This is a genomic window from Elusimicrobiales bacterium (assembly GCA_041651175.1).
Taxonomy (GTDB): Bacteria; Elusimicrobiota; Elusimicrobia; order Elusimicrobiales; family Elusimicrobiaceae; genus JAQTYB01.
The window spans coordinates 39,118-59,279 of sequence record JBAZJT010000013.1 but is presented as its reverse complement, the minus strand read 5'-3'; the positions used below and the strand labels follow the sequence as shown (position 1 = coordinate 59,279).

The 20,162-nt window shown below is 58.6% G+C and carries 15 protein-coding genes and 1 tRNA gene; 9 read left to right on the top strand and 7 right to left on the bottom strand.

The features are described from left to right. The first annotated feature begins 35 nt into the window (after positions 1–35). The 3 genes from WC421_08330 to secG are packed head-to-tail and all read left to right on the top strand — an operon-like array spanning position 36 to position 2,922. Positions 36–1,382 (top strand): cyclic 2,3-diphosphoglycerate synthase, encoded by a 1,347-nt coding sequence (locus WC421_08330; GenBank protein MFA5162239.1) that lies wholly within the window; start codon positions 36–38, stop codon positions 1,380–1,382. Between the two features lie 8 nt (positions 1,383–1,390). Then, complete coding sequence (locus WC421_08325; GenBank protein MFA5162238.1) at positions 1,391–2,599, top strand: phosphoglycerate kinase; 1,209 nt, start codon at positions 1,391–1,393, stop codon at positions 2,597–2,599. Continuing rightward, a complete protein-coding gene (secG, locus tag WC421_08320) occupies positions 2,599–2,922 on the top strand; it encodes a preprotein translocase subunit SecG (GenBank protein ID MFA5162237.1) in 324 nt (107 codons plus the stop codon). Before WC421_08325 ends, secG begins: the two co-directional genes overlap by 1 nt. A 187-nt stretch (positions 2,923–3,109) precedes the next feature. Here secG and WC421_08315 read toward each other — a convergent pair whose 3' ends face one another. Beyond that, complete coding sequence (locus WC421_08315) at positions 3,110–5,371, bottom strand: Tex family protein (protein MFA5162236.1); 2,262 nt, start codon at positions 5,369–5,371, stop codon at positions 3,110–3,112. Further along, complete coding sequence (locus tag WC421_08310) at positions 5,368–7,053, bottom strand: hypothetical protein (GenBank protein MFA5162235.1); 1,686 nt, start codon at positions 7,051–7,053, stop codon at positions 5,368–5,370. The genes WC421_08315 and WC421_08310 overlap by 4 nt, the downstream gene beginning before the upstream one ends. Before the next feature lie 66 nt (positions 7,054–7,119). Between WC421_08310 and ispE the strand changes: the two genes are divergently transcribed. From ispE to WC421_08290, 4 genes are all read left to right on the top strand, one after another. Next, complete coding sequence (gene ispE / locus WC421_08305) at positions 7,120–8,052, top strand: 4-(cytidine 5'-diphospho)-2-C-methyl-D-erythritol kinase (GenBank protein MFA5162234.1); 933 nt, start codon at positions 7,120–7,122, stop codon at positions 8,050–8,052. After that, positions 8,015–8,341 (top strand): SpoVG family protein, encoded by a 327-nt coding sequence (locus tag WC421_08300; GenBank protein MFA5162233.1) that lies wholly within the window; start codon positions 8,015–8,017, stop codon positions 8,339–8,341. The genes ispE and WC421_08300 overlap by 38 nt, the downstream gene beginning before the upstream one ends. Positions 8,342–8,401: 60 nt before the next feature. Continuing rightward, positions 8,402–8,472 (top strand) — tRNA-Gln (locus WC421_08295). Positions 8,473–8,573: 101 nt separating this feature from the next. Continuing rightward, positions 8,574–8,780: a PspC domain-containing protein gene (locus WC421_08290; GenBank protein MFA5162232.1), complete on the top strand. Its 207-nt coding sequence runs from the start codon at positions 8,574–8,576 to the stop codon at positions 8,778–8,780. A 46-nt stretch (positions 8,781–8,826) separates the two neighbouring features. Here the strand turns inward: WC421_08290 and WC421_08285 are convergent, their stop codons facing one another. From WC421_08285 to WC421_08265, 5 genes are all read right to left on the bottom strand, one after another. Next, entirely contained in the window at positions 8,827–10,482 is a 1,656-nt protein-coding gene (locus WC421_08285; GenBank protein MFA5162231.1) for an ABC-F family ATP-binding cassette domain-containing protein, read from the bottom strand. 136 nt (positions 10,483–10,618) lie between these two features. Continuing rightward, positions 10,619–11,590, bottom strand: coding sequence for a bifunctional methionine sulfoxide reductase B/A protein (locus WC421_08280; protein ID MFA5162230.1), 972 nt, complete (start codon positions 11,588–11,590; stop codon positions 10,619–10,621). 198 nt (positions 11,591–11,788) lie between these two features. Continuing rightward, positions 11,789–12,850, bottom strand: a complete 1,062-nt coding sequence (locus WC421_08275; protein ID MFA5162229.1) for a phospholipase D-like domain-containing protein — start codon at positions 12,848–12,850, stop codon at positions 11,789–11,791. 137 nt (positions 12,851–12,987) lie between these two features. Further along, entirely contained in the window at positions 12,988–14,097 is a 1,110-nt protein-coding gene (locus WC421_08270; protein MFA5162228.1) for a thermonuclease family protein, read from the bottom strand. Between the two features lie 187 nt (positions 14,098–14,284). Further along, positions 14,285–16,831 (bottom strand): S8 family serine peptidase, encoded by a 2,547-nt coding sequence (locus tag WC421_08265; protein MFA5162227.1) that lies wholly within the window; start codon positions 16,829–16,831, stop codon positions 14,285–14,287. A gap of 90 nt (positions 16,832–16,921) precedes the next feature. Between WC421_08265 and WC421_08260 the strand changes: the two genes are divergently transcribed. Together WC421_08260 and WC421_08255 are read left to right on the top strand one after the other, a co-directional pair. Further along, a complete protein-coding gene (locus tag WC421_08260; protein MFA5162226.1) occupies positions 16,922–19,168 on the top strand; it encodes an AsmA family protein in 2,247 nt (748 codons plus the stop codon). Beyond that, positions 19,165–20,118 carry a hypothetical protein gene (locus WC421_08255; GenBank protein ID MFA5162225.1) on the top strand — a complete coding sequence of 318 codons (954 nt, stop codon included), beginning with the start codon at positions 19,165–19,167 and terminating at the stop codon, positions 20,116–20,118. Before WC421_08260 ends, WC421_08255 begins: the two co-directional genes overlap by 4 nt. Positions 20,119–20,162: the final 44 nt, after the last annotated feature.

Below are 20,162 nucleotides of genomic sequence, written 5' to 3'. Positions count from 1 at the left end.
CCGCGGATGCGCGCAGACACTAAAGGAGCGGAGTTATGCAAAAAACAGCACGCAAGAAAGTAATTATCATGGGCGCAGCCGGACGTGATTTCCACAACTTCAACGTTTATTACCGCGAAAACCCGGAATACGAGGTGGTGGCCTTCACCGCTTTCCAGATTCCCAATATCGCCGGCAGGAAATATCCCGCGAAACTGGCGGGCAGCCTCTATCCCGAGGGAATACCGATTTACCGCGAGGAGGAACTGCGCGGACTTATCGCCAAGCACGATGTAAAGGACGTGGACTTCGCCTACAGCGACGTAAACTTCGCGGATGTCATGCGCAAAGCCTCGCTGGTAGTTTCCTGTAACGCGAATTTCCGCCTTCTGGGCGCCGAGCAGACGATGATAAAATCCGCCAAACCCGTCATCGCGGTCTGCGCGGTGCGCACCGGCTGCGGCAAAAGCCAGACTTCCCGATACATCGCCGGCGCGCTTAAAGCGATGGGCAAGAAGGTTGTGGTCATCCGCCACCCCATGCCTTACGGCGACCTGGAAAAGCAGATATGCCAGCGTTTCGCCTCCATAGAGGACATGGAAAAGCACGGCTGCACCATTGAAGAGATGGAGGAGTACGAGCCGCATATACGCGAAGGCCACATAGTCTACGCCGGCGTTGATTACGGCGAAATTCTCAAACAGGCCGAAAAAGAGGCTGATGTTATTTTGTGGGACGGCGGCAACAACGACATTCCCTTCTACAAGCCCAGCCTGCATATCGTTGTGGCAGATCCGCTGCGCCCCGGCCACGAGGAACTTTACCACCCCGGCATGACCAATATCCTGATGGCCGACGTGGTCATTCTCAACAAGGTTGACACCGCCGAGCCGGATGCCGTGGAAAAAGTAAAGGCCAATGTGCGCAGGCTTAACCCGCGCTGCAAAATCGTGGAGGCCGAATCCCCCGTAACGCTTTCCGACGAAAATGTGCAGGTCAAGGGCAAGCGCGTCCTGGTGGTGGAGGACGGCCCCACCCTTACACATGGCGAGATGGGCTACGGCGCTGCCTATATTGCGGCGCGCAACTACCACGCCAAGGAGATTGTGGACCCGCGCCCCTACGCCATCGGCTCCATAAAAGCCGTCTACGAAAAGTACACACATCTTCAGCACATCCTGCCCGCGATGGGCTACGGCAAGGATCAGATGCGCGAGCTTAAAGAGACAATCGCCGCCGTGCCGTGCGACCTGGTGCTTGTCGGCACGCCGATAGACCTTGCCCGGCTGCTGGATATCAAGAAACCCTCGGCGCGGATACTGTATTCGCTAAAGGAGCGCACCACTCCGACGCTGAAGGATCTTGTGACCGCTGTCCTCAAGCAGGAGGTCCTCTGCAAATAAGGGAAACTATGACCAGCACACTTAAAATAGCCAAGCTTAAAGACGCCGACATAAAAGGCAAAAACGTAGTCGTCCGCGTTGACTACAATGTGCCGATAAAAGACGGCAAGGTGGAAAGCGACAAGCGCATCACCGCCACCGTGCCGACGGTGAAATACCTGCTGGAAAACGGCTGCCGCGTAACCCTGCTTGCCCACCTGGGCAGGCCCAAGGGCAAAGCCGCGCCGGAGTTCAGCCTTGCCCCCGTGGCGCCGGTGGTGGAAAAGCTGATGGGCGCGAAAGTCCATTTCGGCAAGGACTGCGTGGGCGCGGAAGCCCAAGCCGCCGTCAACGCCGCGCAAAAAGGCGAAATCGCGCTGCTGGAAAACCTCCGCTTCCATCCGCAGGAGGAGAAAAACGACGAGGCTTTCGCCAAAGAGCTTGCCTCTTACGGCGAGTTTTTCGTGCAGGACGCCTTCGGCACCGTCCACCGGGCGCATGCCTCCACCTCGGCGATAGCCAAATTCCTGCCCGGCTGCATAGGGTTTCTGGTGGAAAAGGAGTTGGAATACCTTGACCGCGCGATAAGAAATCCGCAGCGGCCTTTTCTGGCCATTATCGGCGGCGCAAAAGTGTCCGACAAAATACTCGTGCTAAACAACCTGCTCAACGTCGTGGACATGCTGATGATAGGCGGCGGCATGGCCTACACCTTCCTGCAGGCGCAAAATGTCTCCACCGGCCGCTCGCTTGTGGAGCCGGACCGCGTCGGCGAAGCCAAAGACATCATAGCCAAGGCCTACAGCCGCCATGTGGAATGCCTGCTGCCGGCGGACCATGTGATAGCGCAGGAGCCGCAGGGCAATGTTACGGCGCAGGTTACCCAGGCCATGTCCATACCGGAAGGCTGGATGGGGCTTGATATCGGCCCGCGCACCGTAACCCTGTTCTGCGAGCATATACGCAAGGCCAAGACCATATTCTGGAACGGCCCGATGGGCGTATTTGAAATTCCCACCTTCGCCAACGGCAGCGCGGCGGTCGCCAAGGCGATGGCGGAGGCCACAAAAAACGGCGCCACCACCATAATCGGCGGCGGCGACAGCCTGTCCGTGCTCAAAAAGACGGGCATGAAGACCACCGCCTTCACCCACTGTTCCACAGGCGGCGGAGCCAGCATGGAGTTTCTGGAAGGCAAGGAACTCCCCGGGCTTGCCGCGCTGTCAAGGAGGAACTGATGAACGCTCTGATACTGACGGTGCATTTCATAGCGTGTTCTCTGCTGATAGTGGCGGTGCTGCTGCAGAGCGGAAAAGGCTCCGCCGCGGGGATATTCGGCGGCGGCAACGCCGACGCCATATTCGCCGCCTCGTCCGGGATGGACTTTATAAAGAAGTTCACCATGGGCTGCGCGGTAACGATAGCGGTTACGTCAGTGCTGCTGACGTTTTACTCCACGCGACTGGGTTCCGGCTCCGTGGTGAACAAATACCGCTTCCAGCAGCCGCCCGCTCAGTCCGCGCCGGCGGCTCCCGCGGCGCCGTCAGCTCCCGCTAAATAGCTGTAGCAAAACAAACGCCCCGCGCCGCCAAACGGCGCGGGGTTTTCTTTTCTGTCCGGCGGCGGCTGACGCGGACAGTCCGACGCGGAATTTGACGGGCATACCCGTCCGGCATGTGAGGAAAGTTCTGCACAGGAATGTCACGCTCTCCGCCGCCGAATTCCGCTGTCCAACTGCGATTTCAGGCTCAGTTCCTGCCAAGCAGCTTGGCGAAGGCGTCGCTCATGGCGGTGCCGGAGGGGCGTTCCGCCTGGGTGCGCGGCTGCGCGGGCTGGCGCCGCTCCTGCGGGTTTTCCTGCGCCGGGCGGCTGGCGCGCGCGCCGATTGTCGGATTGGTTTTCATGGACAGGGAGATTCTCCGTCTCGGCAAATCCACATCCAGCACTGTTACCGTAACCTTCTGGCCCGCCTTGACCACGGCGTTGGCGTCTTTTACGAAATTGTCCGACAGCTCGCTTATATGCGCCAGCCCGTCCTGATGCACGCCTATGTCCACAAAAGCGCCGAAGGCGGCCACATTGGTGACAATGCCCGGCAGCTTCGCGCCGGGCTTTACGTCCTCTATTTTTGAAATGTCCGCGAAGCGGAAAATTTCAAACTTCTCGCGCGGGTCGCGGCCCGGTTTGGCAAGCTCTGCCATGATGTCTTTCAACGTAGGCAGGCCGGCCTCGGCGGAGACGTATTTCGCAATGTCCACTGCGGCGCGGCGGGCGGCGTCGCCAATCAAATCCGATACAGAACAGCCAAGGTCTGCGGCCATGCGCTCCACCACGGGGTAACGTTCCGGGTGCACCGCGCTGGAATCCAGCGGATTTCCGCCGCCGCGTATGCGCAGAAATCCGGCGCATTGTTCAAAAGCCTTCGGTCCCAGGCGCGGGACTTTTTTAAGCTCCTGCCGGGTTTTGAACGCGCCGTTCTGCGCGCGGTAGTCCACGACGCTTTTTGCCAGCGCCGGCCCCAGCCCGGAAACGTAGGAGAGCAGCTCCCTGCTGGCGGTGTTGGCCTCCACGCCCACGTTGTTTACGCAGGAAACCACGGTGTCGTCCAGGCTCTGCTTAAGCTCGGCCTGGTCCACGTCGTGCTGGTACTGGCCCACGCCTATGGATTTGGGTTCTATTTTGACAAGCTCGGCCAGCGGGTCCATCAGCCGCCGCCCTATGGAGACGGAGCCGCGCACGGTCACGTCATGGGCCGGAAATTCCGCGCGCGCCGTCTCGGAGGCGGAATAGACCGACGCGCCGCTTTCGTTTACCATCACCACCGGAATATCCAGATTCAGCGAACGGACGAAATCCTCCGTCTCCCTGCCGGCGGTGCCGTTGCCGACCGCTATGGCCTCCACATTGTGGCGGCGGCAAAGCTCGCGCACTTTGGCGGCGGCCTCGGCGACGCGCCCCTCGGAGTGGTGCGGAAAAATCGTGTCGTTGCACAAAAGCCCGCCCTGCCTGTCCAGGCAGACCAGCTTGCAGCCGGTGCGGTAGCCGGGGTCCAGCGCCAGAACGGTTTTTCTGCCCAGCGGCGGGGCCATCAGTATTTCGCGCAGATTGCGCGCGAAAACGGCTATGGCCTGCCTGTCGGCGCGCTTTTTGGTTTCCAGGCGGACTTCGGTTTCCATGGATACTGAAAGCAGCCTGTCGTAGCCGTCGGCCAGCGCGGTCCTGACCTGCGCGGCGCAGGGGGTCGCGTTTTTGAGGAACATGCCCTCCAATATATCCAGGGCCTCCTCGCGCGGGGCCTGCGCGCGGAAAATAAGAAATCCCTCGCTTTCCCCCCGGCGCATGGCAAGAATGCGGTGCGACGGGGCGGAATGGACCGGCTCGCTCCATTCAAAATAATCCTTGAATTTCGCGCCGGCCTCTTCCTTGCCTTTGAGGACTTTTGAGGTGAAAACGGATTTTTTCAGGAACAGCTCGCGCAGCCGGCTGCGCGCGGCGGCGTCCTCGCTGATGTTTTCGGCGATGATGTCACGCGCGCCGGACAGAGCCTCCTCCGCCGTGTTCACCGCCTTTTCCGCGCTGAGATAGGATTTGGCCATGGCCGCCGGGGCGCCGTCCTGCTGCGTCATAAGCGCCGCAGCCAGCGGCTCCAGCCCTTTTTCGCGCGCGATTGAGCCGCGCGTGCGCCGCTTTGGCCGGTAGGGCAGGTAAATATCCTCCAGCGCGCAGAGAGTCTGCGCCTCCAGCACCGATTTTTTCAGCTCGTCGGTGAGAAGGTTTCTTTCGGAAAGCGATTTGATTACGGCCTCACGCCGTTCGTCCAGCGCTTTAAGCTGCTGGCTGCGGTCCCGCACGGCAGCGACGGCGACCTCGTCCAGGTTTCCCGTTACTTCCTTGCGGTAGCGCGATATGAAGGGCACCGTGGCCCCGCCCTCAAGCAGTTCCAGCGCGGCGGCGACATGATGCTGCGGCTTGTTCAGTTCCAGGGCTATTTGCCCGGCGTATGATTTCATTCCTCGTCTTCTCCGTCTTCCTCGTCCTCTCCGGCGTCCTGCTGATTATTGGAATCCTGCCGCACATTCATGGAAGCGGCGTTATCCGGCTTGGAATCTTTTTCCGGCGGCTCCTCCGCCATCTGCGCGGGGGTAGGCGGCTCTGCCGCCCTGCTTATCTGGAGCGGCTTGAACCGCTTGCCGGCCTCGGCCATTTGCTTGGGGTTCAATTTGGATTGCAGCAGGTCTATTATCTGCGCGGCCTCCTGGGAATTGGGACCGGAGTTTTCCGCTATCGGATAGAGTATTTCGTAGGCTTTCATGTAATCCTTGGGCAGGCCTTTGCCTTCCATGTGCATGTCCGCAAGGCGGATGGCGCAGCGCGCATTGCCCTGCTCGGCGGCTTTTTCGTACCAGAAAGCGGCTTTTTTCTGGTTTTTGGGCATTCCCGCGCCTTTCTCGTACATCTGTCCCAGATTAGCCTGCGCCTTGGCAAAGCCTTTGCGGGCGGCGCGCTCAAGCAGCGCACGCGCCTTGTTGAAATTGCGCGGAACGCCGCCCCGGCCTTCCAGATATATGGCGGCCAGATTGTTCATCGCCTGAGCGTTGCCGTGGGCGGAGGCTTTTTCGTACCAGGACATGGCTTCCTTCAGGTTGCGCGTCTCCTCGTGAATGCCGAGATAAACCTCCGCGCGGCCATAGCCGGAATCGGCGGCTTTTTTGTACCACTTGAGCGCCTCGTCCTTGTCCTGGGCCACGCCGGTTCCGTTCTCGTAAAGAACGCCTATGTTGGTCTGGCCTTTGGGGTCGCCATGCTCGGCGGCTTTGAGATACCATTTGAAAGCCTCTATAAAGCTCTGCCGCACGCCCCTGCCGCTTTCATACAGCGCGCCGAGGTTGTTCTGCGCCTGCGGGTCGTTCTGTTCGGCGGCTTTGCGGTACCATTTGGCGGCGGTGGCCACGTTTTTGCGCACGCCGCGGCCCTGCTCGTACATAAGCCCTAGATAAAGCTGCGCGGTGGAATCTTCCTGCTTGGCGGCCTTGGTGTACCACTTCACCGCCTCTTTGTAATTGCGCTTGACGCCGTTGCCGCGCTCGTACATTATGCCCAGGTTCACCTGGCTGCGCACGTCGCCCTGCTCGGAGCCTTTCTGCATAAGCTCCACGGCTTCGGAGGAATTTTTCTCACCGAGCTGGCCGGTTTCCTTTTTGACGGCGATGATGTTCTGCGCCAGCGGCTCGCCCTTGCCGGCGGCCTGCTTGTACCAGTTGAGCGCGGTGCCCTCGTTTACGGGCATGCCGTCGCCGCGCTCGTTCATCATGCCGAAAAACGTTTGCGCCTTGGCATAGCCGCTTTTGGCGGCTTTTTCAAACCATTTGGCGGCGACGGAGAAATCCTTCTGCGTGCCGTAGCCGTTGTAATACAAATCGCCCATCAGATACTGCGCGTGCGGGTTGCCCTTTTCGGCGGGGCGTTGGACCACCACTTCCACCGCCTCGTTGTGGCTGCCCTGCATTATCTGCGCGTATATCTCCGACAGCGTGCGGTACTGCGTCGCCGAGGCCGAACTGGAAACGGTAAGCGACAGCTCGTCCGGCGGGGTTACCGCCTCCGGCGCGGGGGGGCGGGTGCGTTTGCCGGCATAAAACCCGATGGCGACGCCCAAACACATCGCCAGGACTGCATAGATGAATATTTTCATTAAAGACAACTCTAAAACATTTGACGGAGTTTTGCAAAACGCCGCCGCGTGTTTTAGAATATATGAATGCGTAAAATCACACTGGCCGCTCCGGCCAAAATAAACCTGTTTCTGGAAATCACCGGCAAAAGGCCGGACGGCTATCACAACATCGCCACTTTGTTCGCTAAAATCTCGCTGGCGGATAAAATAACCATCGCCAAATCCGGCAAACCGGGTTTCCGGCTTATAAACCGCACCCCCTGCCCGCTTTCCGCAGGGGCGGACAACCTGGCATTGCGCGCGGAAAAAGCCGTCCGCGAAGAGTTCGGAATAAACGGCTGTACAACCATCACGTTGGAAAAGAATATCCCGATCGGCGCGGGGCTGGGGGGCGGCTCCTCGGACGCGGCGGCGGTGATAAAGGGCATGTGCCGGCTGTTTGGCATAACCACCCGCCCGTGGGAGAACAGGCGTCTGTCCGCCATTGCGCGCGGCCTGGGCGCGGATGTGCCGGTGTTTCTGCGGGAGGAGGCTTTCCTCGTCGGCACGGGGATTGGCGACAGGCTTAAACCCCTGCCCGCGCGCGGGCGGCTTCCTTATCTAACGGTTGTGTATCCCGGAGTGCCGGTTTCCACTGCGGATGCATACCGCGCGCTGCGCCCCGCCCCGCGTACGGAAGTCTTGACAAGGCTTCTTTCGCTTTATAAACTTAAGAGGATGTTGGAAGGGGGGGCGGCTTCTGATAACTGGATTTCTTTGCTTTTCAACAGGCTGGAACAGCCGGTTTTGCCGCGTTACAAAGCGGTCCGCGACATTCGCGCGGAGCTGGCTGCACACGGAGCGAAAGCGGTGCTGATGTCAGGTTCGGGGTCCTGCGTGTTCGCGATAAGCGATACTGCCGCGCAATCAAAGCGCATTGCGGCGGCTGTCGCGGGGGGACGCGCCGCCGCCTACGCTGTCAAGTTCCTACGGGGGGAATATGCAGATAAGCGAAATCCGCATCCACATGATGAATGAGGAGCGGCTGAAGGCTTTCGCCAGCGTTACGTTTGACAATTGTTTCGTTGTGCGGAATATGAAAGTAGTGCAGGGGGTAAAAGGGGTTTTTTTGTGCATGCCCTCGCGCAAGCTGCCGGACGGAACGCACAAGGACATGGTTCATCCCATCACTCAGGAATTCCGCCAGTATCTGGAAGAAAATATCCTCAAGGCCTACGAGCAGGAGTTGAAAAAAGGCCCTCCCCAGCCGCAGGAAGCCGACCGGGACGCCGATGCTCCGGCATCGGACCGGCGTTGCAATCTATAGCGGCGAAAATCTAGAATATCGGTTGACGATGGCTCCGCGCCAGCGCGGGGCCGTCGCTGTTCCCGGGTGGTGTAACGGTAACACAGCGCCCTTTGAAGGCGTTATTCATGGTTCGAATCCATGCCCGGGAGATTTTTACCGCAGGGGCTCCTCCATCCCGGACACGGATTATAATGCAACCGTTGCGCCAGGAACGCCGTATTCATAATAACGGCGAACTTAAGGAGGATTTATGGAAGAGAAAAAACTCTACAGGTCAAGAACAAACCGCACGGTGCTTGGCATTTGCGGAGGGCTGGCGGAGTATTTCGGTAAAGACGCAACGTTGTTCCGGCTGATTTTTCTGGTGCTGCTTGTCTGCACAGGCTTTGCGCCGTTCGGTTTGTCGTATCTGCTGGCCTATTTTGTGATGCCGCTTGAGCCGGAGAATAAAGCATAGGGTTCTGTAATTCCGGGGACAGCATGATTTATCCCAACGGCGAGCATTAGCTGAAGTCCTGTTTTTTTGTTGCCAGAACGGGAATCCGCCGCATTACGCCAAGGTTTTCAAGGAATTTTTCGTCGTGTGATACAACAATTAACGCGCCCTTGTAATTCGCCAGCGCGCTTTCCAACCTTTCAATGCTGTCAATGTCCAAATTATTCGTCGGTTCATCCAGCATGAGTATATGCGGAGGCTCCGCCGCCGAGAGGACGCAGGCCAGCGCGGCTCTTATTTTCTCGCCACCGCTGAATGTTTCCGCTTTTCGGCCTGCTTCTTGCTCACGGAATAGAAATCGTGCCAGTCTTAACCGTTTGTCCGATTCCCGCATGTCTGGGGCAAACAACGTTATGTTTTCCAGCAATGTCAAGTCATTGCGCAATAAATTCAGTTTCTGGTCCAGATAAGCGATTTTCGCGGTTTTTACCGACAACGCGCCGGAGATTTCTCCGTGTATATCAGCGGGCTTGCGCGAAGCCAAAATCAGCTTGAGCAACGTGCTCTTGCCGGAGCCGTTGGGACCTGTTATGGACAACCGCTCCGGACCGGCAATGGAGAAGCTCAACGGCTCGTTGAACAGGAACGCGCTGCCTTGCGGATATCGGAAGTTAAGTTCTTTTGCTTCTACAAGTGATTTCCCATTAGGAACTTCTGTTTGCGGCATATCCACATTGATGGTATTGCGTTCTCTTATCAATGAACGGGCTGATTGGAGTTTTTGCCCGGCTGCAGCGGCTATGGCCGCATGTAAAATATTGGCTTTCCCCAAGGTTTCCTGCGCTCGTCTTTTGCGCGCGTCAATCAATACTTTAGGCATACCGCTTTTCTTGGCCCGCTTTTTGCCGCCAGCCATGCGGTGAGACTGCCGCTCAAGGCTTTCGCGCATTTCGCGCTTCTCGCGTTTTACTTCCTCGCGGGCGGAAGTTATCCTTCGTTCAAGCGCATTATCCTCTTCCTGCCTTGCGGCAACGTAAAACTCATAGTTGCCGCCATAGGCTGCAAGCCCGCGATTGGACAGTTCAAATATTTTGTCTGCGATAGAGAGCAATTCCCTGTCATGGCTAACCACCACCGCGCACTTATCCCACGATTGCAAAAAACCGGTCAGAATATGTCGCCCTTCCGTGTCCAGATTATTTGTGGGTTCGTCCAATAGCAATATATCCGGCTTTGAAACAAGCAAGCCCGCGATGCGGACTTTTATCGCTTCGCCGCCGCTTAATGTGCCGAATTTACGGCCAAGCGGGATATGAGCTATCCCCATGCGCTCCAATGCTTTAGAAACAGTTTCCTGGATATCCCAGTCCCCGTTTATAATTTCAAAAAGCTCAGATGAAACTTCGCCTCCAGCTACCTGTCTTAAAGCATCAAGCTTTTCTGAAACCCCCAGCATTTTCTCAACAGTCAAATCCTCATTGGCAAAGGCATCCTGTCCAAGTATAGACACTTTACCGCTAGCTTTGATTTCGCCACAGGAAGGCTCTAGCGTACCGCTTATGAGCTTTAAAAGAGTGCTTTTCCCGGAACCGTTTGGCCCCACGATACCGGCAATGCCGCGCTCTATTGAAAAATTTAGATTGTTAAACAGCACCTCCCCGCCTGGGAACGAATAATCGAGGTCAGAACTGCTGACAAAAATCCTTGAGTTGGAAGACACCATAGATATCTCCTACGGAAAAGCATAATGCTTACAGAAAGCATCGCGCTATGGGATAACGAATTGTTTGAAAGGGATTATGCCAAAAACCCAATTGTTCTCCATAGGGTCTGAAACACAACCCGCAAAAAAGCGATAATCACTTGTCCGCGTTGTCCAGATTGATGTGGCAGTAGCCGCCCGGATGCTTGTCCAGATAGTCCTGATGGTATTCCTCGGCCTGGTAAAACCCGCCCGCTTTTGAGATTTCCGTTACAATCGGCTTGCCGTATTTGCCGGATTTTTCCAGCGCGAGCTTGGACTGGTCCGCCAGCGTTTTCTGCTCCGCGTCGTGGTAGAATACGGCGGCGCGGTACTGGGAGCCGGAATCCCCGCCCTGTTTATTCAGGCTGGTCGGATTGTGCAGTTCCCAGAAATGCTCCAGCAGCCGTTTGTAGGAAACTATCTTCGGATCAAAGATTATATCCACGGCCTCGGCGTGCCCGGTGGAGCCGGCGCATACCTGCTTGTAATCCGGGTTTGCGGCATGTCCGCCGGTGTAGCCGGCGCGGACGCTAAGCACGCCTTTCACTTTTTTGAAATAAGCCTGCATTCCCCAGAAACAGCCGCCGGCGAAGGTGGCCTCCTGATAGCCCAGTTCTTTCGCTTTTGCCGGGAACAGGTAGAGGTACCGCCCCAGCCCGGCGGCGGCCAGCTTTTCCGCCGGGACAAAACGCAGCGCAGCCGAGTTGATGCAGTAGCGCAGCCCTCCGGGTCCGGGACCGTCGCTGAAAACATGGCCAAGGTGCATGTCCGCCCGGGCGCTGCGCGCCTCGGTGCGCTCCATGCCGGCGGAGTTGTCCGTTTTGCTCGTTACAGTTTCCGGCGCGATGGGCCGGGAGAAGCTGGGCCAGCCGGTTTTGGAATCGAATTTGTCGGAGGAACTGAACAGCGGCTCGCCCGATACCACGTCCACATACAGGCCGGCGCGCTTGTTGTTCCAGTATTCGTTTTCAAACGGCTTTTCGGTGCCGTTTTCCCGCACCACGCGGTACTGCTCCGGCGTGAGTTTGCGTTTTAATTCCTCGTCCGAGAATGCGCAGAATGCCGCAGTTTGTTGTTTTTCTTTCATTGCAGTGTTATTATCCCCCGCGCAAGCCGGTCCAGCGAATGCGCCCAGCGCCGCAACGATCCATAGGCTTCTCATACAGTCTCCACTCATCGCGAAGCCGGCAATTTCAGGAGGAAAGAAACCGGGACCCGTATTTTTGCGCGGGGAACAGCGCCGCCGGCGCATGCGCCGGCGGCAATTGCCAAAACAGGCGGAACCCTACTCCTGCGCGATCCAATCCTTCTCAAACGCATTGTGGACGGTATCAAGCGACTGGCTGTCCGAGAACAGCACTCCCAACTCGCGGTTCTTGTCCAGCGAATGTCCCGAGAAATTCACCGAACCTATATACGCCTTCTGCTCCGGCTGTTTGTAGTCGGCCAGTATCATCTTGGCATGCATGTAGGGATTGAGACTCACTTTCGCCTCAACGCCCGCGGCCCGGAGCTTCTTGCGCGCGGCGGCATTCTTGTCCTTTTTCGGGTCGTTGTAATCCCTCAGGAAAGCGGTTATGATACGCACCTTGACGCCGCGTTTGGCGGCGGCTATAAGCGCTTTATTGCACTCATCCTCCTGAACCTGCTGCTGCTCCAGATCCAGCGTTTTGCGCGCGCCATTTATAAGAGACAATAGTTTTTCGCGCGCGTTGACAGGGCTCCACACCAGATTTTCCGACGAAGGCGCAACGGAGGTGTAATCCCAGTCGGACATGAACACCTTCTCTATCTCGGCCACCTTTCCCGACTCTCCGGTAACATAGCCAAAATCGCGGGTTCCGGTGAAATACCCGGGCTGGAAATTGAAAGTCATGATCATGGAACGCGCCCCATCCACCGTTATGCTTTTCTGGTGGGTAAGCGCGAACTCTTCCTGGGGAGAGAATGCCTTGCCGGCCTTTTTCACGGAAACGCCCGCCTCGGCCAGCTTCTTGACCGCCTTGCCGTTGGGGTCCTTGCCGTAATGCTCAAACGAATCCTGGTTATAGAGCATTTTCACATCCGCGCCGCGGTCATGAGCCGCTATCAGGGCGTCTATTATCTGGCTGTCGTCTATCTCGTATATCACAACATGCACCGAACTCACCGCGCTGTTGATAAGATTTAATACCGGCTCCCTGCCGGCGTCCGGCTCGGTGAAAAGGAAATCGCGCCCGCCGCCGGAGGCTGCCGCCGAATCCGCTGCGCGCGCATGAGGCACCGCGGGCGAATCCCCCCCCATCGTCTGAAGCTGCCGCGCCGCGCCGGTTTGCTGGGCATGCACCGGAAAGGCCAGAAGCGCCAATAACAAGGCTAGCGTCGTCTTCCTGAAACACTGTCGGTTGGTATCGGTCATGTCGTATCCTCCAGTCGGTTTTGCGCGCAACTTCCGCGTTGCGAAAATCTATCCGCGCGCCCGCGCGCGCCAGGCCCGTGAAAGGCTCACTCTTTGGGTTTGATCTGATTCTTACTCCTCCATTCCATCGGATTCTCGAACGGGGGAGGATGGGGCAGGCTTCTGAAAGCGGACAGCGCCATCCTGGCAAAACCGGGAGTGTCCCCGGGACCGAAAATAGACACATTTTCATACGCCAGCCCGGCCTTGATTATCATCTCGGAAAACAGTTGCCCATCCACGAAAAACAGGGCCAGCGTTCTGCCGTATTTGTCCCTGCATCCGGGAATATACTCCAGCGTCCGGGCGTTCCTGAAAGCATTCTCGGTGAACGCGGCAGCCTTGCGGCCATATGGCTGGTCTTGCATAATGCCGTCCTCGGGATGCATGATTTCCGGGGTATCTATGGTTGCAAAGCGGAAGGTTTTGCCGTTATAGGTTATAGTGTCTCCGTCGTCGTAAACTATCCTGGATTTATTCATCCTGATGCGGCGCCTGGACAGGTCGGTCTGCAACTGAGCCGCTTCTCTTTCAGGCGACCACATCCTGCCGCGCCAGTCATGCGGGAACTCAAAAGGCTTGCGGGGATACTTGGCGGCGGCTGTCCGAATGGCTTTGCCTATTTCGGGATAGCCGGAATCGCCATACGTGGAGATATACTCCCACGCCAGTCCCTCCTTGATCATTTCAACTTCATAAGATTTATCGTCCACGAAAAGATAGACCAGCGTGCGCCCGTACTTGTCAAGGCCAAGGTCAATATATTCCACTTTCCCGGCTGCCTTAATTATGGCGCGCCCGGCCTTGGTGGCCTCCGGGCCATACTCCTGGTCCTCGAATTTACCCGCGCCGTAGTGATGAACCTCAGGGGTGTCAATACCGGCAATGCGCAACTGCCGGCGCTTAATACCCGCTTTGCCGCTGCCCCTGGGACCGTAGGAAATGGTATCGCCGTCAACCATATAAATCCACGTCTTGTCCATCAACCGGCGTCCCTTGCTGGAAAGCGCGCCGTCTGACGCCGACCGCGAATCCGCGGCACGCGCGAAAGGGACCGCGGGAGAATCCCCCCCCATCGTCTGAAGCTGCCGCGCCGCTCCGGTTTGCCGGGCATGAACCGGAAAAGCCAGAAACGCGAACAACAGGAGCGTCGCCATTTTTCTGAAACATTGTCGGTAACTGTCGGTCATGGCATATCCTTCTGACGTTTTTTGCGCATTAACTTCCGCGCTATGGAAATAATATCAATGCGCCCGCGCGCGCAACAGGTCCAAAGGTCCCAGGCCGCGGAATTCCGGCAAAAAATTGGAGAGATATCGGACTCCTTGCGGGGGCTTTCCGGCGTCATTTATCCGCGCCTACCTCTGCGGCAAGCAGCTTGTAATCGTCGTAAGTGCTGATTAGATGTCCGGTGCGTTTGTCCAGCACGCCAAGAGACGTCATCTTGAAATTCCGGCTTGACGCCACGACGCGCCGCTGGTCCGGGGTAAGCTGGCACGATATGTCATAGGCCACGTTGCCCACCGGCACGCCCGCTTTTATTCTGGCTTCCATGCGGGCCTTCATCCTGTCGCCGTTTGCCAGCCCTTGCCCCTGGACGTCAGCCGGCTGGCCGCGCAGCGGGACCGCGCTCTCCTTGGCGAGGGCGTTGACCTGCTCGGCGGTGTAGGGGATATTGCCCTTGACCAGCCGGTTCACGGCCAGCGCCATGATGCCCGACATCTCCGCCGCGGAGGGCGAGGTGCCGGAATCAAAGGCGTATTTGTCGTTGCCCAGCAAATTGTCCGCCTGCTGGCGGCGCAGCGCTTTTTCAAGTCTGGCGCGTTGCCCATCGGGCAAAGTGGAGTTGGACAACGCTTCCCTGATAGTCGCATCCGAATCCGCGCTTCTGGGCAACAGCACGCCGTTGAAATACAATCCCTCGCCCGGATTCTGCTGCATGGCAAGCTCGCCGCGCGCGGCCCGTTCCACATCGCGCTGTGTGAAATTGACCGGAGCGCCCGGTCTTCTGATGCCGCCGTACACCGTGGTTACATCGGGTTTGTTGAATGCGGCGCCGGCTCCGCTTATAGACCCGCGCCGGGCATAGGGCGAAATGCCGCCGTCCGGCCCTATGCCGGTTACCGACAGCGCAAGCCGCGAATCTCCGGGCCAGCCTATCGGCCGCTGGCGGACATGCATATCCTGCGACAGTTCGTTATTGCCCGCCGCCGCCACCACAACCACATTGTCTTCGGCCACCAGCCGGTCCACCATGACGGATATGGGGGAGGAAGGGTTGTGCGGCCCCTGCATGCTTATGTTAAGCACCTTCGGGCGCGTTTCCGCGGGCATGTCATGCACTTTCTTGAGGGCGTTAAGAATCCTTTCCTCCGATGAAGAGCCGTTGGAATCCACCACCTTGAATATCGCGAATTTGGCATTGGGCGCTATGCCCGCGTATTTCCCGCCGGAGGCCGCCCCGCTTCCCGCCGCCGCGCCCGCCATGGCCGTGCCGTGCCCGGTATGGTCCTTTTTGCCCTCGCCGGTGAAGTCAAAATAATCCAGCACGCGGTTTTTCGCAAAGTCCGGGTGGCTCTGGTCCAGGCCGCTGTCTATGAAACCGATTGTCACCCGATCGCCGCCGTCGCCGTATTTCCGCAGCGCGCTGGTATTCAGTATCTGCTCCGGCGTCCGGTAGGGAGTGATGTCTGATTTGGTTTTGCTGGTGGGCTCGGGCAGGCGCGTCTCTCCGTGCGAGGCAATGCGCGCGAAATCCGCAGCCTTGTAGAGCGCCGGCGTCATCGGAGAGCGGAATACCGCCCCGGCCGCCGCGCGCGCTATTTTCGCAAAGCCGGATTCTGAAACGCGGGCCGCGGCAGGAGCCTGGCGCGCCGGCAACTCTATGATAGGCACGCCGCCCGCGCGCGAGAGAACCGCGCCCCGAAGCGACGCTATGCGGGGGTCTATACCGCTTTGGGAAATCAGGGAGGCCGCCGTTCCGCTTAAAGCCTGTGTAAAATCTCCCTTACGCTGCGAAAGCGGCGGTTTTGCCCCTGAACGCAGCGAACCCGCCGGCGCGGTCATGGCAGGATGACGCCCGTAAGAAGCGCGCGCGCCGGCAATACCGGCAGCGCCCGCCTGAGAGGTAAAATGCATCAAACCCGTGCCCGCGCGCCGGGCCTGAGCCCCTCCGTCAAAAAGCATCGCGGCGGCCTGCGGCGCAGCCGCGGCAGATAAAGACGAGGACATCGCCGCAGCCTTGCCGTGCCGGGATTTGTCCGGCCCGCCCCCCCCGCCGCTGGAGTCGGAATCCGGCTCGTCCGCCTCTCCTGCTCCGGCATCCTGCCCGCCGCCGGAAGCGGAGTAATGGTCCTTGAAAAAGCTTTTGCCGAATTCGGCGCACATTATGTCCATGACCGCATGCTTGCCGGCGGAAGTCAGAGAGGCTTTGCCGCCATTGCATTTGAAGAACTCCCTGCCCTGCTTGCACAACTGTTTGTCGCCGGACTTCCCGGAATAGTACGCGGACATGAATGATTTGAGCGCCTGCGCCATATCCTCGTCCTCATGACCGGGCGCCAGGCCGGATATAAGCTTCTCAATCCTCTCGGAAGACTGCCTGTCAATGGCTGTTTTCCGGCTTGTCCCGTCCGGAGACTTCACCACGCGGCTGAGATTGCCTTTGGAATCCGCGGACAGGCCGTATTCCCCCCCCTTGCGCTGAATGAACTTCTCCACCCGGCGGTCAACTTTCCGCGCGGCATCGCCCGTACCGCCGGTTTTCCCGGAGGCGGCGCCGTCTGACTGAGTTTCCGCGGGCGCGGCGCCGTATTCCTGCGCAGAAACCCGGGACGGCGCCCGGGTTGCAGCCAGAAAACAGAAAATAACCGCCAGAAGAACTTTGCTCATGGGTTTGTGCCGCCTGTGAACAGTTTACGCCGCAGCAGCCATTCTTGCATGGGCCAAAAGGCCCAAAATGTTATAATGATTCCATTAAGTATGATTCCCCGCATATCCGGTGCGAACATAGCGCCGCTCAGGCGTCTGGCCTTTACGGCGGCAATTATAGCCGGCGCCGTTATTGCGGCAATGATAACCGTCCGCCTGATTTTCCCGTCAGCAAAGCTCAAGGCCTGGACAACCTCCTGGCTTGCGCGCAAAATCAACAGAGAATTCAGGATGGAGGACGTTCACGCAAGCCTGGGCGGCATAAGCATAAAGAACCTGGCCATTTCCGAAGCCGGCGGCTTTGACAACGGGGAAATGCTGACGGCCAAATCCGTTTCGGTCAGTTTCAGGCTGGGCGCGCTGCTGAGAAAAAAAATCAGCGTGCGCTCCATAGATGTTGACGGAGTGATGGTGAATATAGCCAAAACTCCGGACGGGCGCTTCAACTTCTCCGACATTTCCGGGGACGGAGAATCCCCCCAGTCCGCCCCGGCTCAGCAAAATGCCAAATCCGGCGGCGCTTCGGATTACGATTTTGAAGCCGACAGGCTCTCCATCAGAAACACCGACATTTACTTCAGAAGCCGGACTGGCAATATCGCGCAGATAAAAGACCTCTCGTTTTACACCAACGATATCTCGTTCGCGCAGCCGTTTGAAGCGGCATCGGAGTGCCACATCAATTTCATCGTCGGCGACAACCCGGTAACCGTGTACGTGAAAACCAATTCGCAGCTTGATCTCACTGCCCGGAAAATATCCGAATACAAGCTGACGGTGCGCTCCGTGCTGGCAAGCTGGGAAAAGCTGTCGCTTACCGGCTCGGCGCGCGTAAGCGATTTCTCCGCCCCGCACGGAATTTTCAAATTCAGGATAGCGCCCCTGTCGTCCACCCAGCTCCAGCAGGTGCTGTCCAATTTTCCGGCGCATATACCGCTGCCGGAAACCGCCGTCTCGTCCAGCTTCGCGTTTGAGAACGGCAACCTGTCGTTTTCCGGAGTTCAGGTGGACGCGGGACCGCTGTCCGCCTCAGGCGGATTTATGATGGGGCTGGAACAGACATCCGCCTGGGCGCTCAACGCCGCCGTAAAAACGAAACTGCCGGAAATGAACACTTCCTCGCTTGCCAGACTGGCGCGGGCGCTGCCCCGCGGCTGGGTGATACCGGAATCCGAGACTTCGTTTAATATCTCCGCCGCTCCGGGCAGCGCGAAAATAACGGAATGCATCGTAAGCGCCGGCTCGCTGAATTTCAAGGGCATTGTCAACCTGGACCTGCGCCCGGAGGGCTGGGCGGGTTCCGCGGCGGGCAATTTCCGCGGAGACATGTCCGAAATTTCTAAAATAGCGCCGGGATACGCGAAATATCGCCTGCGCGGGAAGATGGGCGGGCGGCTGTCCGCGGCCTGGGTTCCGCCGTCCGCCATGACCTATTCCGGCAGCGCGGTCGTCGCCGACGGGGGGCTGGTATTCGGCCAGTCCAGGATTTCCGATATGGAGGTTTCCGCCCAATTTACCCAGGATTCCGTTTCCGTCCAGAAAGCCGCCGGCAAACTGGACGGGGCGGCTTTCACGGCGGCGTTTTCGACGCGCACATCGCCCAGACTGGTCAAGGCGAAGATTTCGGCCTCGCTGGGCGCGGTAAATCTGGTCTCGCTGATTCCAAAGACAGAGGCGCCCGAACCCGCCGAGGGCAAGGGCCAGGCCGCGCCGCCGGAAACCGCCTACGACATAGAAGCGGATATAAAAACCGCGCGCCTCTACCATCCCGCCATCAACGCCGGCGCGGCGGAGTTCAAATGCGCGCTGACCGGTATAACCGCAAAGCTGGACAAGGCAAGAGGGAAAGCCTCCTTCTGCGTGCACGGCGGACGGCTGGGCGACATAGCGTCTTTCGCGGTGGGCAATCGGTTTGCCAACGCGCTTCTGATGCCGCTGATGCAGATTCAACGCGGAACGGCTGCCATGAAATTTCCTTTCCTGCCGGAACTGGACAATCTTTCCTTCAGCAACATGGAAGGCGAGTACGATTTCCGCGACGGCAGGATGAGCATCGCCAAAACAGTGCTGGACACGGGGGTGGCCCAGCTTTCCTCCTGGGGCGGGGTTGACTTCACAGCCCGCGAGGTTGACATAAAGACAAGAATCAAGCTTTCCGGCAAGCTCGCCCGCTATGGCGAGCCCGTGCTGGCAATAACCGGGGACATGCACAGGCCGTCCGTGAAACTGGACGCGCAGGCGCTGGGCGACACGCTTATAAACGCGGGCAAAAACGCGCTGAAGGGCCTGTTCAAATGACCCGCGCGAACGCGCTGCTGCTGGCGGCGGCATCCCTGCTGTGCGGCTGCGCCGCCCTGCAGGAGGAGTACTCTCCGGACGAGGCAACCCCCGCCCCCCGTGAAGACGCCAACCCCGCGCTTCATTACGAACCTTCGCTGGAGCGCGGGCTTGAATCCCTTGAACTGCTGGGCGAAGGGAGGGAGCTTGTCGCCCGGCTCAAGGAAAATCCCATAAAAATACAATACGCGCCGCTTACCGGCCCCTGGCCCAGGTATCTGCGAGCGGACCGCACCCTGCTTATACCGGAAAAGGAGCGCCGCCACAGGCAGACGCTGCCGCTGCTGCTGGCACGCGGGCTGGCGCTGAGCCAGATGTACGACCGCATTCAGGTGGCTGACGACCTGGCCGAGTTTGAAGTGCTTGCCGCGATGGCGCAGGCGCGCGTGGCCTCCCAGGCCAGCATGTACGACGAGGATAAAATAGCCTCCACCCCCTCCGGGCAGGAGACGATAAAGGAAATCTGCGTCTATGCGATAGAAGGGCCGGACAGATTCGCAGAAATGATACGGCGAGACTGCCTGCTGCCGAACCTGGAATATGACCGGCCCACGGAAACCTTTGAGAGTTCCCTGCACTGGGTGCAGAGGATGCAGCAGGGACTGTCGGACAACAGTTTTTATCAGTTGCTCTACAAGCGCGACCTGGACCGCGTCCGCAGAAACGCCATCACCCGCGCCGAAGCAGACGAAAACGCCTCTAAATTCCGCGGACAGGACGCGGACGCCATCTGGCGCGAGGAACGCAAGTACATGTACCGCACCCGGAAAAACATAGACGACGCCCAGATATTCTACAGGCAGCAGATGGACTACGACGCGCTCTGGCGCAGCCAGTATGCGGATGCAATTGCCACCCGCATCAAGGAGCTTAAGGGCTGCCAGAGCTACGAACTGCTGCCGGGAATATAGCCCGGAAATCGCAATTGGACAGCGGGATTCGGAGGCGACCGGCG

Excerpts from the sequence above, each read along its gene's own strand:
- WC421_08330 (MFA5162239.1), top strand. The coding sequence starts at position 36 with ATGCAAAAAACAGCACGCAAGAAAGTAATTATCATGGGCGCAGCCGGA.
- WC421_08325 (MFA5162238.1), top strand. The coding sequence starts at position 1,391 with ATGACCAGCACACTTAAAATAGCCAAGCTTAAAGACGCCGACATAAAA.
- secG (MFA5162237.1), top strand. The coding sequence starts at position 2,599 with ATGAACGCTCTGATACTGACGGTGCATTTCATAGCGTGTTCTCTGCTG.
- WC421_08315 (MFA5162236.1), bottom strand. The coding sequence starts at position 5,371 with ATGAAATCATACGCCGGGCAAATAGCCCTGGAACTGAACAAGCCGCAG.
- WC421_08310 (MFA5162235.1), bottom strand. The coding sequence starts at position 7,053 with ATGAAAATATTCATCTATGCAGTCCTGGCGATGTGTTTGGGCGTCGCC.
- ispE (MFA5162234.1), top strand. The coding sequence starts at position 7,120 with ATGCGTAAAATCACACTGGCCGCTCCGGCCAAAATAAACCTGTTTCTG.
- WC421_08300 (MFA5162233.1), top strand. The coding sequence starts at position 8,015 with ATGCAGATAAGCGAAATCCGCATCCACATGATGAATGAGGAGCGGCTG.
- WC421_08290 (MFA5162232.1), top strand. The coding sequence starts at position 8,574 with ATGGAAGAGAAAAAACTCTACAGGTCAAGAACAAACCGCACGGTGCTT.
- WC421_08285 (MFA5162231.1), bottom strand. The coding sequence starts at position 10,482 with ATGGTGTCTTCCAACTCAAGGATTTTTGTCAGCAGTTCTGACCTCGAT.
- WC421_08280 (MFA5162230.1), bottom strand. The coding sequence starts at position 11,590 with ATGAAAGAAAAACAACAAACTGCGGCATTCTGCGCATTCTCGGACGAG.
- WC421_08270 (MFA5162228.1), bottom strand. The coding sequence starts at position 14,097 with ATGGCGACGCTCCTGTTGTTCGCGTTTCTGGCTTTTCCGGTTCATGCC.
- WC421_08265 (MFA5162227.1), bottom strand. The coding sequence starts at position 16,831 with ATGAGCAAAGTTCTTCTGGCGGTTATTTTCTGTTTTCTGGCTGCAACC.
- WC421_08260 (MFA5162226.1), top strand. The coding sequence starts at position 16,922 with ATGATTCCCCGCATATCCGGTGCGAACATAGCGCCGCTCAGGCGTCTG.
- WC421_08255 (MFA5162225.1), top strand. The coding sequence starts at position 19,165 with ATGACCCGCGCGAACGCGCTGCTGCTGGCGGCGGCATCCCTGCTGTGC.